18 protein-coding genes and 1 pseudogene are annotated in these 15,579 nt (G+C 70.4%); 11 read left to right on the top strand and 8 right to left on the bottom strand.

The window, feature by feature from the left end:
* Positions 1–188 precede the first annotated feature (188 nt).
* The 4 genes and pseudogenes from ACGFR7_RS30375 to ACGFR7_RS30360 all read left to right on the top strand — a co-directional run.
* Positions 189–1,349, top strand: a complete 1,161-nt coding sequence (locus tag ACGFR7_RS30375; RefSeq protein ID WP_393325380.1) for a PP2C family protein-serine/threonine phosphatase — start codon at positions 189–191, stop codon at positions 1,347–1,349.
* 342 nt (positions 1,350–1,691) lie between these two features.
* On the top strand, positions 1,692–1,856 hold the full coding sequence (locus ACGFR7_RS30370) for a hypothetical protein (RefSeq protein ID WP_393325378.1): 165 nt from the start codon (positions 1,692–1,694) through the stop codon (positions 1,854–1,856).
* Positions 1,853–2,119 carry a DUF4190 domain-containing protein gene (locus ACGFR7_RS30365; protein WP_393325377.1) on the top strand — a complete coding sequence of 89 codons (267 nt, stop codon included), beginning with the start codon at positions 1,853–1,855 and terminating at the stop codon, positions 2,117–2,119. The genes ACGFR7_RS30370 and ACGFR7_RS30365 overlap by 4 nt, the downstream gene beginning before the upstream one ends.
* 12 nt (positions 2,120–2,131) lie before the next feature.
* Positions 2,132–2,547, top strand: a pseudogene (locus tag ACGFR7_RS30360) (transposase); the annotation flags it as partial.
* Positions 2,548–2,559: 12 nt separating this feature from the next.
* Here ACGFR7_RS30360 and ACGFR7_RS30355 read toward each other — a convergent pair.
* Positions 2,560–3,534 carry a helix-turn-helix transcriptional regulator gene (locus tag ACGFR7_RS30355; protein WP_393325375.1) on the bottom strand — a complete coding sequence of 325 codons (975 nt, stop codon included), beginning with the start codon at positions 3,532–3,534 and terminating at the stop codon, positions 2,560–2,562.
* A gap of 118 nt (positions 3,535–3,652) precedes the next feature.
* On the opposite strand from ACGFR7_RS30355, the gene ACGFR7_RS30350 reads away from it, so the two are divergent.
* From ACGFR7_RS30350 to recX, 7 genes are all read left to right on the top strand, one after another.
* Complete coding sequence (locus ACGFR7_RS30350) at positions 3,653–4,393, top strand: NIPSNAP family protein (RefSeq protein WP_393325373.1); 741 nt, start codon at positions 3,653–3,655, stop codon at positions 4,391–4,393.
* Between the two features lie 305 nt (positions 4,394–4,698).
* Positions 4,699–4,839: a hypothetical protein gene (locus ACGFR7_RS30345; RefSeq protein ID WP_393325371.1), complete on the top strand. Its 141-nt coding sequence runs from the start codon at positions 4,699–4,701 to the stop codon at positions 4,837–4,839.
* A 344-nt stretch (positions 4,840–5,183) separates the two neighbouring features.
* On the top strand, positions 5,184–5,354 hold the full coding sequence (locus ACGFR7_RS30340) for a hydrophobic protein (protein WP_086716166.1): 171 nt from the start codon (positions 5,184–5,186) through the stop codon (positions 5,352–5,354).
* 446 nt (positions 5,355–5,800) lie between these two features.
* A complete protein-coding gene (locus ACGFR7_RS30335; RefSeq protein ID WP_393325369.1) occupies positions 5,801–5,995 on the top strand; it encodes a DUF3046 domain-containing protein in 195 nt (64 codons plus the stop codon).
* A gap of 134 nt (positions 5,996–6,129) precedes the next feature.
* On the top strand, positions 6,130–7,365 hold the full coding sequence (locus ACGFR7_RS30330; protein ID WP_393325427.1) for an AI-2E family transporter: 1,236 nt from the start codon (positions 6,130–6,132) through the stop codon (positions 7,363–7,365).
* A gap of 354 nt (positions 7,366–7,719) precedes the next feature.
* Positions 7,720–8,841 carry a recombinase RecA gene (gene recA, locus ACGFR7_RS30325; RefSeq protein WP_393325367.1) on the top strand — a complete coding sequence of 374 codons (1,122 nt, stop codon included), beginning with the start codon at positions 7,720–7,722 and terminating at the stop codon, positions 8,839–8,841.
* 6 nt (positions 8,842–8,847) lie between these two features.
* Positions 8,848–9,504, top strand: a complete 657-nt coding sequence (gene recX / locus ACGFR7_RS30320) for a recombination regulator RecX (RefSeq protein ID WP_393325365.1) — start codon at positions 8,848–8,850, stop codon at positions 9,502–9,504.
* Positions 9,505–9,599: 95 nt separating this feature from the next.
* Here the strand turns inward: recX and ACGFR7_RS30315 are convergent, their stop codons facing one another.
* From ACGFR7_RS30315 to ACGFR7_RS30285, 7 genes are all read right to left on the bottom strand, one after another.
* A complete protein-coding gene (locus ACGFR7_RS30315; RefSeq protein ID WP_392379367.1) occupies positions 9,600–9,977 on the bottom strand; it encodes a rhodanese-like domain-containing protein in 378 nt (125 codons plus the stop codon).
* On the bottom strand, positions 9,974–10,516 hold the full coding sequence (locus ACGFR7_RS30310) for a cysteine dioxygenase (RefSeq protein WP_393325363.1): 543 nt from the start codon (positions 10,514–10,516) through the stop codon (positions 9,974–9,976). Before ACGFR7_RS30310 ends, ACGFR7_RS30315 begins: the two co-directional genes overlap by 4 nt.
* A gap of 77 nt (positions 10,517–10,593) precedes the next feature.
* Positions 10,594–10,680 (bottom strand): putative leader peptide, encoded by an 87-nt coding sequence (locus ACGFR7_RS30305; RefSeq protein ID WP_359012108.1) that lies wholly within the window; start codon positions 10,678–10,680, stop codon positions 10,594–10,596.
* Positions 10,673–12,619, bottom strand: coding sequence for an FAD-dependent monooxygenase (locus ACGFR7_RS30300; protein ID WP_393325362.1), 1,947 nt, complete (start codon positions 12,617–12,619; stop codon positions 10,673–10,675). The genes ACGFR7_RS30305 and ACGFR7_RS30300 overlap by 8 nt, the downstream gene beginning before the upstream one ends.
* A 216-nt stretch (positions 12,620–12,835) precedes the next feature.
* Positions 12,836–13,771: an amino acid ABC transporter permease gene (locus ACGFR7_RS30295; RefSeq protein ID WP_393325360.1), complete on the bottom strand. Its 936-nt coding sequence runs from the start codon at positions 13,769–13,771 to the stop codon at positions 12,836–12,838.
* A 73-nt stretch (positions 13,772–13,844) separates the two neighbouring features.
* On the bottom strand, positions 13,845–14,492 hold the full coding sequence (locus tag ACGFR7_RS30290) for an amino acid ABC transporter permease (RefSeq protein WP_393325358.1): 648 nt from the start codon (positions 14,490–14,492) through the stop codon (positions 13,845–13,847).
* 129 nt (positions 14,493–14,621) lie between these two features.
* Positions 14,622–15,530: a glutamate ABC transporter substrate-binding protein gene (locus ACGFR7_RS30285; RefSeq protein WP_393325356.1), complete on the bottom strand. Its 909-nt coding sequence runs from the start codon at positions 15,528–15,530 to the stop codon at positions 14,622–14,624.
* Between the last annotated feature and the right edge of the window lie 49 nt (positions 15,531–15,579).

Genomic DNA, 15,579 nt, shown 5'->3' with positions numbered 1-15,579 from the left:
CTCTGGACCAGGGCCTCGCTCCGCGGCGCCGCCGACGGCTCGGAGGCGGTGAGGGCGGTCGCGCCCGCGCGCTCGCGGGGAGGCGGCGAACCAGTGAAACGGGACGCCCGATCACTCTGTCATCCGGCACGGCCCCCAGCCGGCCCCTGCCTTTGCGTCGTCCGTGGACGAAGAATGCCTGAGAGACCGTGACTCAACGCTGTGATGTGGAACGAGCACTGCGGGCGTCGGCCCCGCACGCTCTGGTGGACACGCTTCGTGCGGTGCTCACCGAATCGTACGGAGCGCTCTGTGTGCAGTTGCTGCTCGCCGACTACGGGGCAACGGCACTCACCCCCTTCGATGCGCTGGGCACGCCCGGCGCATCGATCCCGGTGGCGAACAGCGTCGAGGGCAGGGTGTTCGGGAGCCAGGAGCCCCGCCGGCAGGTCCGGCAGGGCGACGTGGTCGAACACCACCTGCCGGTATCGGTCCGCGGGGAGCGCACCGGCATCCTCACCGTGCGGCTGCCCGTCGAGCGGTCCGTACCGCACACGGTCGACGACCTGGTGTACGCGGCGGAACTGCTCGGCCACGAACTCCTGGTGGCCGAGCGCGACACCGATGTCTACCAGCGGGCGCGGCGCATCAGCCGGCTCACGCTGGCCGCCGAGATGCAGTGGCAACTGCTGCCGGCCCGGGCCTGTTCCGCCGCCGAGTACGCCATCGGGGCCCAGTTGGAACCGGCCTATGACATCCACGGCGACAACTACGACTGGGCCTCGGACGCCCACGAGCTGACCCTCTCCGTCACCGACGGCATGGGGACGGGCGTCAACGCGTCGCTGCTCACCCACCTCGCCGTCAACGCGCTGCGCAACGCACGCCGGGCCGGCATCGGCATCGAGGACCAGGCGGCACTGGCCGATCAGGCCCTCTACGCCCGATACCGCGGCAGCGCGTACGTCTCCACCCTGCTGTTGCGGTTCGATCTCACGACCGGCCGGGTGCAGGCGGTGGACGCGGGCTCGCCGCAGCTGTGGCGGATGCGGGGGAAGACGGTCGAACTCATCGATCTCGATCCGCAGATGCCGCTGGGCATGTTCGAGGAGACCCAGTACGTGGCGAAGGAATTCGAGGTACTGCCCGGAGACCGGCTCCTCATCGTCAGCGACGGGGTGTACGCGGCGCTCTCGCCCCAGGGGGAGGGGTACGCCCAGCGCGCCCTGGCCCGGGCCCTGCACGCCAGCATGCTGCTGCCCGCCGCCACCGTGCCCCGCGCCGTGCTCCGTCACCTGGCCGAGTACCGCGCCGCGGAACCCCTGGACGACTCCTTGGTGTTGTGCGTCGACTGGTTCGGCAAGCCGTAGGCGGTGGGGGCGGCACACCGCGGGCGGTGTGGGGGAGGCGCCCCCGGTGTGTGCGCATGTCCGGCACGGCACGGTGGCCCGGGACCGGGCCCGGACCGCCGTGCCGTGGTGCCATGCCCTCGGACACCTCGGCGCCCGCCACGGTCAGCCGGGCCGGCCCCGCGCCCGCCGGACACCGCCACCGCAGCCGTCCTCGCCAGGGCCGCCCCGGATCATCCGGAACCGACCCGTTGGGATGCGGCCGGCCTGGGTACGCGGGTCAAAGCGGCACCGCAAAGGCGCAGTTGGAGCCCGCGAGGGCTCGCCGCTTCCCTGCTGTCCCACACATGGGAAAGGTGCATCATGCTCTTCCTGGTCGTAGCGCTGTTCCTCTTCGGTGTACTGATGGGGACCGCGGGGCACGTCCCCGTGCCCGTCACCGTCGTCGCCTCTCTCGTCATCGTGGCCTGGCTGGTGGTCTTCTTCACCAAGGAACGCCGCAAGGCGGCGAAGGGAGGCGGCCGATGACCTCCGCCCGGATCCCGGTCAGGACCGGACCGCATCCCCAGGCCGACCGGATGGCCATCGCCGCGTTCGTCTGCGGTCTGCTGGGCGCCCTGGCGTTCAACGTCGTGCTCGGCCCGTGCGCGCTGTTCTTCGGCGCCGCGGCCCTCTACCGGGGAACCGTCCGCCGCCTCCGCGCCTACCTGGGCCTGGCGTTCGGCGCCCTCGACCTCGTGTTGCTCGTGGTGCTCTCCTCCCGGAGCGGGACCCTCAGCTGGCACCTTTAGGCGTCGTTTCTTATGCCCGAGGTGGTGCCGCCGACGGAGGTGAATCGTCCGCAGGGCGGGGGCGGACGTCGGGCTGGTGAGCGTGAGGCCCTGACGGCGATCGTGTTCGTGGCCACCTCGGGCTGCCCTTGACGGCAGCTCCCGCCGGTGTTCGGACCGTGCCGGCAGACGGTCCACCGACGTTTCGCCCGGTGGAGCCGGCAGCGGGTCTGGGCCCGGCTTCACCGTGTCGTCCTCGATGAACTCGGTGTCTGCGGCGCACTGGACTGGTCGCGGTGCGCGATCGTCTCCGTCAGCGTCCGGGCGCCAGATGGGGGCCTTTGCCCGGACCGAATCAGGCCGATCGCGGCACGATCGGACCGAAGATCCAGCTGGTCACGGACCGGACCGGGCTGCCAGCGTCGCTGGGTGTCTCCGGAGCCAGCATGCGTCCTGGTGTGTCAGGCGATTCCGTACGCTCTGGCGAGTACGCCGACCGTGTCGGCCATGGCTTGGCGCAGTTCCGCCGGCGAGAGGACCTCGACATCGCCGCCGAGCCGCAGCAGCTCACCGCACGCGTGCTGGGTGCTCTCGGTCGGGATAACCGCCTCGGCCCATCCGTCGTCGCCCACAGAGGCGGTGGACTCGACTGCCCGCACCACCTCCGGGGGAAGGTTGTCCGGAAGGCGCCGGCGTCCTCGTGGGGAGAGGCGGACGGTGGCTGTGCCGGTGTAGCGGCGTGTCTGGAATTCGTCGAGGTAGGAGGTCCAGTACGCACCCAGGTCGAAGTCCCGCGGCCGGTCGAACCGCTCGTCGCTCGTCGCCGCGTCGAGGACTTGGGAGACCCGGTAGGTCCCGATCCGGCTCTCCGCGGCTGCCACGAGATACCAGGTACCGGACTTGAGTACCAGGCCGTAGGGGCGAAGGCGGCGATGTACCTCTTGCGGTGCGCGCCAACGGCGATAACGCACGTCCACCGCACGCCGTGTGAGTACCGAATCGACGAACAGGGTGAGATGCGGCGCTTGTTCGGGATCCCGGTACCAGGCGGGAGCATCCAGGTGGAACACCGCCGCGGTCCGCGTCGCCTCCTCGCGCAGATCCGCCGGCAACGCTGCGAGCAGCTTCAGCCGTGCGGCGGTCACCTCCGCAGCGAGCCCCAGGTCCGCGGCGGGGCCGGGCAGGCCGGCAAAGAACAGGGCCCGCGCCTCGCCCTGGCTCATCCCGGTCAGGCGGGTGCGATAGCCGTCGAGCAGCTGATAGCCGCCATTGCGTCCCGGCTCCGCATAGACCGGCACCCCCGCGGTCTGCAGACGCGCCAGATCACGGTATGCCGTCCGCACGGACACTCCCAGCTCGTCGGCGATGCCCCGCGCCGGCATACGGCCGCGTGATTGCAGCAGCAGCAACACCGAGAGCAACCGACCAGCAGACATGGGCAACATTCTCCCCGGAAACCCTGACAGCTCTTGTCACGCGGCCGCCCTACCGTCAGTACGCGTCCGGCTCCGAACGAGCCTGCGCACGATGAAGCGAACCGAACAGGAGCCTGCCGTGCCCCCTACCGACGCTGTCGGCCACCCCGCCGTGATCGAGCTGCGCCAGTACACGCTGCGTCCCGGCCGACGCGACGAACTCATTGAGCTGTTCGACGAGGAGTTCGTCGAAACCCAGGAAGAGGCCGGGATACGCGTGCTGGGCCAGTTCCGCGACCTCGACGACCCGGACCGCTTCGTCTGGCTGCGCGGCTTCCGGGACATGGCGGCACGCCACCGCGCACTGACGGCCTTCTATGACGGCCCCGTCTGGGCCGAGCACGGTCCCCAGGCCAACGCGACCATGATGGACTCCGACGACGTCCTCCTGCTGCGGCCCCTGTCGGACGAGACCGGCTTCAGCGACTCCCTGCCCGAGCGGCCCCGGATCGGTGCTCCTGCGCCGGAGCGGTTCGTGTGCGCCACTGTGTGGTCCTTCCCTCTCGGAGGGCACGACGGTATTGCGGTGATCCGGGACGGTCTCCTCCCTCTGCTCGGCACGACGGGCCCCGCACCACTCGCTGCACTCACCACCGAGACAGCGCCGAACACGTTCCCCAGGCTGCCCGTTCGCGCCGGGGAGTGCGTCGCAGTGGTCCTCACCTCGTACCCCGACGAGAACGCATACCGGCAACACCTCGCCGGTGTACAGGCCCATCCCCGCGCACGGGATGAGATCCTGCCGGCCATCGAGCGAGAACAGACAGCATCCCCCCGGACACTGCGGCTGGCGCCCACAGGCCGCTCGGTCATCTCCTGACCTGCTGACCGCGCGCGACGAGAGCTGCAGGGCACTCGATCTTGCCGCCGGGTCGAGGTGCACGGGGGGCGGCGAGGTGGTGCCTCCCCGGGAAGCGAACCATCGTTGGGTGTGCTGCGTGCCCAGCTACCTGCGTCGTCTGCGCATTGCCGCAGGGGACTCGCGCTCGCGTTGCCCGTACTCCACTGCGATCTCCCCATGCGGTCGTGCTGTCGCGGCTCCGGCGTCTGCGACCCCCACTCTTGTCCGCCGCCAGAGCAGGAACAACGCCCGATGAGTGATCGATCGATAAGCCAGGATTAAGCATGCGAATTGAACTTCAACTGGAGCAGGCCGAGTTCTTGCGCTATGGCTTCGAGATGAATTCGGCTGCGGGCTCACGGACCTACCGCCAGCCTCCAGACATCACCTGGCTTCCCGTGATGTCGTCCGTCCCACCCGCGTGAACTCCGCGGCGGCCACCCTCCTGAGCGCCGAGCTCATCCAGGACGGCGCGGTGAAGGCGGACCTCCGGGCCACCGGCCGTGGCTGTGCCCCATGGGACCGCGGCCGGTGGCGTACCGCGCGAACGGCCCGGCTCCTGCGTGCGCTCAGGTCACCCCAAAACCCTCATTCCCGTAGGGATTCCGGCCGGCAGATGCTGCGGAAGGAGCCCCGCCGAGCCTGTCGACGAAATGGATCTCCGCAGGTGAGCAATCCCTGATGCCCCGGGAACCGGCTAAGAAACACATAAGTTCGGGAGGTTGAGGGAAATGCCGCGGGGCACACGGTGTCTCGGAGGTTGATAACTATGGTTCCCCTGCTTCTCGTTCTTCTTCTCGCGCTTCTTCTCTTCGGTGCCGGTTTCGCATTGAAGGCCCTGTGGATCGTGGCGGTCATCGTGCTCGCCGTGTGGCTGCTGGGATTCGTCCTGCGTTCCGCGGGTGCCGGCGGTAAGCGTGGCCGGTGGTATCGCTGGTGAATTTATGGCACGAATCCTCGTCCCGCGGGTGGGGGCCGGACCTCGGTGTCCGGCCCCCACGCGTGTCCGAAAGCACCTCCTCCCGGAGGTGAAGAAGGATCCGAAAGCCCCGAAGACTCCGCCACATCATCAGGAGGCGCGAAAACAGCCCTCGGGATTCTCCGCTTGCCGGGGTTTGCCGGCCCGGGCCCGGTTGCCGGCCCCGGGCATGGCGCGCCGGGCCTTACTCTGCGTATGTCCCCCTGCGCCACGCCCGAAGGGGGCGCACGAGCGCCTGCCACCAGGGATGCTTGAGGCAACGGTGAGGCCGGCTTTCCCGGCGTCTCCCGCATCCCGCATCCCGCGTCCTGCCTCCCGCCTCCGTGGCGGTCGGGGGCGGGGCGAGCGGGGGTGTGCGGACAGGAACATGCGGACATACGGGTCAAAGCGGGTACGGAGCGGAACTCATGCGGTTGACGATCTTCTGGCAGCGGATGGCGGATCACTTCGGTGCGGCGTATGCCGACTCCTTCGCGCGCGATCATGTGATGGCGGACCTCGGCGGGCGGACCGTTCATGAAGCCCTGGACGCGGGGTGGAGTGCCAAAGAGGTGTGGCGGGTGGTCTGCGCGGTGATGGACGTGCCGCCCGAAAAGCGCTGAGAAGGCCGAGCGCGAGGCTCTGACCTGGGAATGAGCGAGCCCCGGCGGCCGGATGCCGCGGACGGAGCCACGGGCCAGGACCCGGGATGTCGCAGCCGTGCGCGACACTTGGCTCCGTGCCCGAGTCAGATGAGATCATCAGCAGCGACATCCCACGCCCCGAAGGCCGGTCCGAGGACCGGTCCGATGCACGGATGCCGCGCTGGCTGCCACGCGCCATGGTGCTGGCGCTCGCTCTGGTGGCCTGTTTCCAGCTCGCCACCTGGGGATTCCACCAACTGATCACCCTGCTGCTGAATGTGCTGATCGCGTTCTTCCTCGCGCTGGCCGTCGAACCGGCCGTCGACTGGATGGCGGCCCGGGGCATGCGGCGCGGGCTGGCCACGGGCCTGGTCTTCGTGAGCATCCTCGTCGCCGCGGCCGGGTTCTTCGCGCTCCTGGGCTCCATGCTGGCCGGGCAGATAGCCAACATGGTGGAGGAGTTCCCGCAGTATCTGGACTCCGTCATCAGCTGGATCAACAGCACCCTGCACACCCACCTCTCGCGGGTCGAGGTGCAGAACAACCTGCTGAAGTCCGACTGGCTGCAGAAGTATGTCCAGGACAGCGCCAACAACGTCCTGGCCGTCTCCGCGACGGTGCTGGGCAGCCTGTTCAACCTGCTGACGGTGGCCCTGTTCTCGTTCTACTTCGCCGCCGACGGCCCCCGGCTGCGGCGTGCCCTGTGCTCCGTGCTCCCGCCGCACCGCCAGACGGAGGTGCTGCGCGCCTGGGAGATCGCCGTGGCCAAGACCGGCGGTTACCTCTACTCCCGCGGCCTGATGGCGCTGATCTCCGGTGTCACGCACTATGTCCTGCTGCAGGTCCTGGAGGTGCCCTACGCCCCGGCACTGGCCATCTGGGTGGGGCTGGTCTCCCAGTTCATCCCGACCATAGGCACCTACCTCGCGGGCGCACTGCCCATCCTGATCGCGTTCACCGTCGACCCCTGGTACGCCCTGTGGGTCTTCGGTTTCGTCGTGACCTACCAGCAGTTCGAGAACTACCTCCTGCAGCCGCGGATCACCGCCAAGACCGTGGACATCCATCCCGCCGTCGCCTTCGGCTCGGTCGTCGCCGGCACGGCCCTGATGGGCGCGGTGGGCGCACTGATCGCGATCCCGGCCACGGCGACGCTGCAGGCGTTCCTCGGCGCGTACGTCAAGCGGTACGAGGTCACCGACGACCTGCGGGTCCACGGCAGGCGCCGGCGCGGTGCGGGCGTGCTGGCCCGCTTCCGGCGGACCTTGCACGACGAGCAGCCCTCGGCCCCGCTGGAGGACCGGAAGCCGGGCGGCGGCGTCCAGGAGGGCGGCGGGGGCGTTCGCTGACCCGGGCGGCGCCAGGCCCCGGGCCGCCGCACACGGCGGGGAGGCTGTGGAGGGCTGGACCGCTGCCCGCAGCCGGGAGTCTCACGGGCTGCTGCGCACGGCCGGGAGATCTCGGGGGCTGCGGCGGGCAGCCGGGAGTGGAGGGGCCGGCCGGTCCGGCAACCTGCCGACGACGCGCGCGGTACCGCTTGACACCAAAATCGAACATCCATTCTCATGGGAGATCCGGCCTGTGTCCTCGGGCTTTTCCGCGGAGTTATCCACAGGCCGGAGCCGGGTCCGGGCGCATTGTCAGTGGCAGGCGTTAGCGTCATGGACGTGAAGCGATCGACTCAAGCAAATCGGGTGGAACCCATGGCAGGCACCGACCGCGAGAAGGCGCTGGACGCCGCACTCGCACAGATTGAACGGCAATTCGGCAAGGGCGCCGTGATGCGCATGGGGGAGCGGCCGAACGAACCCATCGAGGTCATTCCCACCGGCTCCACCGCGCTTGACGTCGCGCTCGGCGTGGGCGGCATCCCCCGCGGCCGCGTCGTCGAGGTCTACGGCCCGGAGTCCTCCGGTAAGACGACCCTGACCCTGCACGCCGTCGCGAACGCCCAGAAGGCCGGCGGCTCCGTCGCGTTCATCGACGCCGAGCACGCCCTCGACCCCGAGTACGCCAAGAAGCTCGGCGTGGACACCGACTCCCTCATCCTGTCCCAGCCGGACAACGGTGAGCAGGCCCTGGAGATCACGGACATGCTGGTCCGCTCCGGCGCCCTCGACCTCATCGTGATCGACTCCGTCGCCGCCCTGGTGCCGCGGGCCGAGATCGAGGGCGAGATGGGCGACTCCCACGTCGGCCTCCAGGCCCGGCTGATGAGCCAGGCGCTGCGCAAGATCACCAGCGCGCTCAACCAGTCCAAGACCACCGCGATCTTCATCAACCAGCTCCGCGAGAAGATCGGCGTGATGTTCGGCTCGCCGGAGACCACCACCGGTGGCCGTGCACTGAAGTTCTACGCCTCGGTGCGCCTCGACATCCGCCGCATCGAAACCCTCAAGGACGGCACGGACGCGGTCGGCAACCGCACCCGCGTCAAGGTCGTCAAGAACAAGGTGTCCCCACCCTTCAAGCAGGCAGAGTTCGACATCCTCTACGGCCAGGGCATCAGCCGTGAGGGCGGCCTGATCGACATGGGTGTGGAGCACGGCTTCATCCGCAAGTCCGGTGCTTGGTACACCTACGAAGGCGACCAGCTCGGCCAGGGCAAGGAGAACGCCCGCAACTTCCTCAAGGACAACCCGGATCTCGCCAACGAGATCGAGAAGAAGATCAAGGAAAAGCTCGGCATCGGTGTGCAGCCGCAGGCCCCGGCCGCGGAGCCCGGCGCGGACGCCGCGGTGGCGGCGGGCGAACCGGCTGTCGCAGCTCCGGCACCGGCGGCCAAGGGCACCAAGGGTTCCAAGGCCGCCGCGGCCAAGAGCTAGCCCGCCATGCCGCGGCGAACGGAATGGCCGGGCAGCGAGGACGACACCAGCAGCGCTGCCGGCGACGCCGAGACCCGTCAGGGACGCAGAGGCCGTCATGGCCGGGAGAGCAGCGGTGGCCCCGACGCGTCGAGGGCCGGGTCGGGGCCACCGCGTACGCCCGAGGAGCAGGCACGGGCCATCTGCCTGCGCCTGCTCACCGGGAGCCCTCGCACGCGCAAGCAGCTCGGGGACGCCCTGCACCAACGGGGCATCCCCGAGGAGGCGGCGGAGGAAGTGCTCTCCCGCTTCGAGGACGTCGGACTGATCGATGACGCGGCCTTCGCCGACGCCTGGGTGGAGTCCCGCCATCACGGGCGCGGCCTGGCCCGCCGCGCCCTGGCCCGTGAACTGCGTACCAAGGGTGTGGACTCCGCCCTCATCGATGTGGCCGTCGGCCGCCTCGACTCCGAACAGGAGGAGGCCACCGCCCGCGAGCTGGTCGACCGCAAACTGCGCTCCACCCGAGGCCTGGACCGGGAAAAGCGCCTGCGCCGTCTGGCCGGAATGCTGGCCCGCAAGGGGTACCCGGAAGGCCTCGCCCTCCGGGTGGTCAGGCAGGCCCTGGAGGAGGAAGGCGAGGACCCGGCACTCCTGGAGGAGCACTATCTGCCGGACACCTGAGCACACCGAGGCCACGGGGTGGGGGAGGGAGGGGGGAGACGGCGAAGAAGCCGCCGCCGCCTCACCACCCCTCTCAGCCCCTCGTCTCCCCTGTCTCACCCCACCGGCAACCCGGCCCCCCGCCAAGCCTGGAATCCGCCCTCCAGGTCGGTTGCCCGGTGCAGACCCAACTCGCGCAGGGAGAGCGCCGCGAGGCTCGATGCATAGCCCTCGTTGCAGACGACCACGACCGGCAGGGCGTGGTGGGTCGCTTCCGGGGCGCGGTGCTCGCCCGTCGGGTCGAGCCGCCACTCCAGCTCGTTGCGCTCCACGATCAGCGCGCCGGGGATGATGCCGTCGCGCTCCCTCAGCTCCGCGTAACGGATGTCCACCAGCAGTCCGCCGGCCTCCTGGACGGCGGCGGCCTCCCGCGGACCCACCCGGTGCCCCAGCTCGCGCCGGGCACGGGCCAGCAGCTCGTCGACCGCGCTCATGTCCACTCCTCGGGCTGCTCGACCGCTTCGAGCCGCAGCACCGACCCGGTGCGGCTGTAGCGGCGCATCAGCGGCAGCGGCGGGTAGTAGGCGTGCACCGACACCGCATGGCTCCGTGGGGACAGGTTGAGCACCTGATGGACATGGTGCGGGCCGAACGCCCGGCCGCGGCCGTCGCTGAGCTTGCGCTCCCGGTCCACGCCGTCGGCGAGCTCCAGGGTCTTCCAGCCCTCGGTGGGGAGCTGGGCGGTGAGCGACTGTTCCGTCAGCTCGCCGGCTGCGGTCGCGAAGGCGCCGTGCGAGCCGCCGTGGTCGTGCCAGCCCGTTCCGGTGCCGGGCGGCCAGCCGATCAGCCAGGCCTCACTGCCGCCCGGCCCGTCCAGCCGGATCCAGGTACGGCCTTCGGGGTCGAGCGGGAGGGAAGCGATGAGCTCCGCGTTTGCGGCGGTGCGGTGGGCGAAGTCGAGAAGTTCACGGGCGCTGGGCCCACCGTCATGGCCGGTGGCACGCGGGCGCGCAGGGGTACGTACGTCGGGCACGGAAACCGTCCTGGGTGATCGCGAAGAGGCGCGGCTGCCGGAGGGGCAGGCGGCCGCGCGGGTTCAGGAGCTGCGGATCAACAGGACGGACGACACATGCAGCCCGCATAGCGGAGCAGGTCGAGATGGACCCTCCGCCAGAATCGCGAGCCGTGATCAGTCATCCTCGGAGTGAAGCATGGACGTTCGCACAGGGTCAACCGCCGAAGACCGGCCCTCCCACGCCTCACCCCCCTCAGCTCCGCCCTCCCAGGCTTCACCCTCACCCGCTCCACTCGCCCGGGATCCGCCCGCCCCGGATCCGCCCGCCCCGGATCCGCCCGCCCCGGGCTCACCGGCCCCGGCTCCCCGCTGCCCGGACCCGCCGTCCCGGGCGACCCCGAAGTCGCCGGTCCCCTCGGGCTGCCGGGCCCGGCCGGGCTCCGCCTCCTGCCCGTACGCCCTGCCCCGTACCGCGTCCGCACAGGCGGCCATCTCGGCCGGCCGGACCCCTGACAGCGCGGTGACCAGATGGCCGTCCGGCCGTACGAGCAGCACGGTGTGCGCGGCCGCACCCGGATAGGCCTCGGTGACCAGGATCTCCGCGTCCATCGGCAGGGCGCCGACCGCGTCGGCCAGCCGGGGCATCAGGCCCGCCGACTGCCAGTGCCGCCGGTCCCAGACACCGGTACCGGGTGCCACCAGCACCACCAGGAGGCCCTTCCCGAGCCGGTCGCGCAGCCGGACCACCGAGCCGTCGGACGCGGTCACCGGGACATCCGTGACGGCGGCGCCGGGGAGCGTCTCGACGACGGGGCCCCCGGTCACGGGCGGCGCGAGCGGGGTACGGGCGTACACCGGCGGCGCGCCCAGCGGGCCGCGGCTCAGGTGACCATCGGTGAGCAGGGTGCTGCGGCCGCGCACCGCGCCCGGGAGCACGGTCCGCCAGCGGGCCGAGCGGCCGTCGCGCAGCAGCGGCAGCGCCTGGTCCGCGGCGCGCAGCCGGGCCGCGACCGCGCCCCGGCGCTCGGCCTGGTAGCTGTCGAGCAGCACCTCACAGGCGCCGTGGTGCCAGGCCAGGCCCAGCTTCCAGGCAAGGTTCTCGGCGTCCCGCAGCCCCTCGTCCAGGCCCTGGGTACCGAGTGCGCCCAGCAGATGGGCGGCGTCCCCGGCGAGGAAGGCGCGGCCCTGGCGCCAGCGCCTGGCCAGCCGGTGGTGGACGGTGTGCACCCCGGTGTCGAGGAGTTCGTACGGCGGGACCAGCCGCCCGTGGCCGCGGCCCCGTGCGGGCGCCGCGCCGCCGTCCGCGCCGATTGCGCCGCCCGCGTCCGCCGGGGATTCGGTGGTCCAGCCGGCCAGCGAGTCGCGGATCCGGGCGACCAGGGCGTCCGGTGTGACCAGCTCGCGCCCCGGTGGCAGCAGCCAGTCCAGCCGCCAGATGCCGTCGGGCAGCGGGCGGGCGGACACCTCGCTGCCCGGTTGGCCGCCGTGCCGGGGCGGCGAGCGGTGCAGCAGCGCCTCGCCGGGCCACGGGAGCTCACAGCGCAGCGCGGCGACCGCATGCCGTTCCACTGCCGTACGGCCCGGGAAGCGGATGTCCAGCAGTTTGCGGACCGTCGAGCGGGGACCGTCGCAGCCGATGAGGTAACTCCCGCGCCACCACGTCCCGTTGGCGCCGCGAGTGTGGGCGCTGACACCCTGCTCGTCCTGTTCGAGGCCGGCGAGCCGGCTGCCGGTGACGATCTCGGCGAGCTTTTCGTGGGCGAGTGCGGCGCGCAGCGCGCGGGTGAGCGCATGCTGCGGCAGATGGACCGGGGACACGGCGGTGGCGGGGGCGGTGCCGTCCGGGGCCGGCGGGGCGAAGGCGATGCGTTCCAGCAGGCGCCGGCGGCGCATCGTGCGCCAGGCCGTCCAACGGGTGCCGGCGCTCTCCAGGGTGTCGGCACAGCCGAGCCGGCCGACGAAGGCGGCGGTGTCCTGGTGGAGCACGGCGGTGCGGGCGGGCCGGGTGTCCTCCTGGCCGGTGGTCTCGTCGAGGACGACGCTGGGCACGCCGAGGCGGGCGAGGGCGAGAGAGAGGGAGAGGCCGACCGGGCCGGCACCGACCACGATCACCGGGTCCACGGCGCAGCTCCCCGGGGCCGCTGGTGCGTACAAGACAGGCGGAAACTGGCAGTTGGAGCCCGGTGCGTGATCACACAGCGTATGCAACCCACTGCGGCCGCTCGCGTCAAGTGACGGAGGCGGTGGCAGCGGTGCCACCGCCTCCGGACGGTCTCATCTCAGCCGCGCCGCGGCTGCCGCGCCGTCAGGGCGGCGCGGGGGCGCAGGGGCCGCAGCTCAGTCCTGCGGGGCCGCCGGCTTCTCCGGTACCGCGTCGGCGACCTCCATCGCGTCCCCGGCCGCCACCGGCTCGCCGGCCGCGGCAACCTTGATGCCGGTCCTGGCCCGGCTGCCGCGCCGCTCGATCCAGTTGGCGAGGGAGGACAGCGCCAGGCACATCGCGACGTAGATGGCGCCGGTCACGATGATGAACGGCACATAGGTGTCGTTGCCGTTGACGAGGATGTTGGTGCTCATCTGGCGGGCGGTGAAGAGCAGTTCCTCGAAGGTGATGATGTAGCCCAGCGAGGTGTCCTTCAGGGTCACCACGAGCTGGCTGATGATCGTCGGAAGCATCGCGCGGACGGCCTGCGGGAGCAGCACCGTCGTCATGACCTGGGTCTTGGTCATACCGAGTGCGTAGGCGGCCTCACGCTGTCCCGCGGGGACGGAGTTGACGCCGGCCCGGAGCACTTCGGCCTGGACCGAACCGTTGTAGACCGTCAGCCCGATGACCAGTGCCCAGAACTGCGGCCCGTCGTCGCCGAGGCCGAGGCTCTCGCGGTTGGTCAGGAGCGCCACCCACAGCGCGTAGATCGTGATCAGCAGCGGGACGGCGCGGAAGAGCTCGATGAAGCCGGTCGCCAGCCAGCGGACCGGCTTGTGGTCCGACAGCCGCGCCACCGCGAGCAGCACGCCCAGGACCAGCGACAGCACCGCCGCGACCGCGAAGACCTGAAGTGTCGTCAGGACGCCGTCACGGATGTTGGTCCGCACTCCGGCGTTGTTGAAGATGTCCCACACCTCGGGTTCGAGCTGGCCCTTGGTGTTGAGCCGGACCACCGCGAACACGAGCAGTCCCAGCATCGCGAGCGCACCGCAGACGCCGTAGATGCGGTTGCGTGTCTTTGCCTTCGGCCCGGGTACGTCGTAGAGAACGCTGGCGCCGCTCATGCCCTTACCTCACTAGTTTCCGCCCCGCCTGCGCGCGGCACCCACGTCGTCCCGTTTGGCCTCCCGCGTCCGTTCACCGCACGACCCCCATCCGGCGCTCCAGCACCCGGAAGGCGCCGCTGATGGCGAAGGTGATGACGAGGTAGGCGAGCGCCGTCCACAGGAAGATCCAGGCGATCGGATACCCCTTGTCGTTGAGCAGCTTGGAGACGTTGAACAACTCGCCGTAGCCGAACGCTCCGGCGATGGCGGAGTTCTTCGTCAGCGCGATGAAGATGCTGCTGAGCGGTGCCAGTACGGTGCGCGTGGCCTGGGGGAGCACTATCTCGCGCAGCGTCTGGGAGAACGTCATGCCGATGCTGCGCGCCGCCTCGGCCTGGCCCAGCGGCACGGTGTTGATGCCGGAGCGCACCGCCTCGCAGACGAAGGAGGAGGTGTAGAAGCCGAGGGCCAGGGTGGCCAGGATGTACGGGCTGGCGCCGTGGAAGAGCACCTGCGGGACGACGAAGAACGCGACCAGGAAGAGCAGCGTCAGCGGGGTGTTGCGCAGCACCGTGACCCAGGCCGTGCCGAAGGCGCGCAGCGGCGGGACCGGAGACACCCGGCAGCCGGCTATGACAACGCCGAGGACCAGTGCGAGCAGCGCGCTGGACGCGGTGATCGCCAGGGTTCCGAGGAACCCGTCCCGGAACTCGGGCAGGTAATCGAGGAGTACGTTCATGGGGTCTCCGCGGTAGCGGTCGGGTCGACGGCGGGAAGAGGATCAAAGGGGGCGGCGCGGAAGACACCGCGCCCCGTACACCCGCCGCGGCGGGCGTACGGGGCGGCGCGGTCCGATGGGCGGGGCGCCTCAGTCGCGCGGAAGCGGGGTCTCCGGGGCCTTGAAGGGCGAACCCGACTTGCCGAGCGTGCCCTTGTACGCCTTCTCGTAGTCGCCGTTCTTGATGTGGTTCTCCAGCGCCGTGGTGATGGCGGTGCGCAGGGCCTTGTCGTCCTTGCGCATACCGACGCCGTAGGGCTCCTTGGTGAACGGCTTGCCGACGACCCGGAGCTGGCTGGGGCGCTGTGCGGCGTAGCCCTTGAGGATCGCGTCGTCGGTGGTGACCGCGTCCACCTGCCCGTCCACGAGGTTCTTGACGCAGTCCGAGTACTTCGACTGCTCGCTGGTGTTCGCGCCGTACTTCGGCTTCTTGATCTCCTGCAGCGGAGTCGAGCCGACGATCGAGCAGACCTTCTTGCCCTTGAGGGATTCCGGGCCGGTGATGGCCTTGTCGTCCCTGCGCACCAGGAGGTCCGCGCCGGCGGTGTAGTACGGGCCCGCGAAGCCGACCTGCTTCTTGCGCTCGTCGTTGATCGTGTAGGTGCCGACGTAGTAGTCGACCTGGCCGTGGGAGATGGTGGTCTCACGGACATTGGAGTCGATCGTCTTGTACTCGATCTGCTTCTCGGAGAAGCCCAGGTCGGCGGCGACCATCTTGGCGATCTCGATGTCGAAGCCGGAGTACTTGCCGGCGGTGTCCTTGAAGCCCAGGAACGGCTGGTCGGCCTTCACACCGATGACGATCTTCTTGGCCTTCTGGGCCTTCTTCAGCACCGGGGAATCGACCTTCGGTGCCGAGGCGACCTTGTAGGTGCCGCTGAAGACCTCGCCGCCGGCCGGCTTGTCGCCCGCCGTTCCCTTGTCCCCGCCGCACGCAGTCGCCGTGGCCGCCAGCGCGAGCACCACCGCACCGGCCGCAGCCGTTTTACGAATCCTCATGGTGAACATCCTTTGGTTCAGCAGGTGTTGGCAATGACACGGTGGCCCG

It is taken from the genome of Streptomyces sp. NPDC048516 (assembly GCF_043199875.1).
Classification (GTDB): Bacteria; Actinomycetota; Actinomycetes; order Streptomycetales; family Streptomycetaceae; genus Streptomyces.
This window is presented reverse-complemented; position numbering and strand designations above follow the sequence as displayed.

Bases quoted from the DNA above. Each gene is read 5' to 3' on its own strand.
- ACGFR7_RS30355 (WP_393325375.1), bottom strand. From the start codon at position 3,534: ATGTCTGCTGGTCGGTTGCTCTCGGTGTTGCTGCTGCTGCAATCACGC.
- ACGFR7_RS30305 (WP_359012108.1), bottom strand. From the start codon at position 10,680: ATGACTGATCACGGCTCGCGATTCTGGCGGAGGGTCCATCTCGACCTG.
- ACGFR7_RS30285 (WP_393325356.1), bottom strand. From the start codon at position 15,530: ATGAGGATTCGTAAAACGGCTGCGGCCGGTGCGGTGGTGCTCGCGCTG.
- ACGFR7_RS30340 (WP_086716166.1), top strand. From the start codon at position 5,184: ATGGTTCCCCTGCTTCTCGTTCTTCTTCTCGCGCTTCTTCTCTTCGGT.
- recX (WP_393325365.1), top strand. From the start codon at position 8,848: ATGCCGCGGCGAACGGAATGGCCGGGCAGCGAGGACGACACCAGCAGC.
- ACGFR7_RS30345 (WP_393325371.1), top strand. From the start codon at position 4,699: ATGCGAATTGAACTTCAACTGGAGCAGGCCGAGTTCTTGCGCTATGGC.
- ACGFR7_RS30335 (WP_393325369.1), top strand. From the start codon at position 5,801: ATGCGGTTGACGATCTTCTGGCAGCGGATGGCGGATCACTTCGGTGCG.
- recA (WP_393325367.1), top strand. From the start codon at position 7,720: ATGGCAGGCACCGACCGCGAGAAGGCGCTGGACGCCGCACTCGCACAG.
- ACGFR7_RS30315 (WP_392379367.1), bottom strand. From the start codon at position 9,977: ATGAGCGCGGTCGACGAGCTGCTGGCCCGTGCCCGGCGCGAGCTGGGG.
- ACGFR7_RS30370 (WP_393325378.1), top strand. From the start codon at position 1,692: ATGCTCTTCCTGGTCGTAGCGCTGTTCCTCTTCGGTGTACTGATGGGG.
- ACGFR7_RS30290 (WP_393325358.1), bottom strand. From the start codon at position 14,492: ATGAACGTACTCCTCGATTACCTGCCCGAGTTCCGGGACGGGTTCCTC.
- ACGFR7_RS30365 (WP_393325377.1), top strand. From the start codon at position 1,853: ATGACCTCCGCCCGGATCCCGGTCAGGACCGGACCGCATCCCCAGGCC.
- ACGFR7_RS30295 (WP_393325360.1), bottom strand. From the start codon at position 13,771: ATGAGCGGCGCCAGCGTTCTCTACGACGTACCCGGGCCGAAGGCAAAG.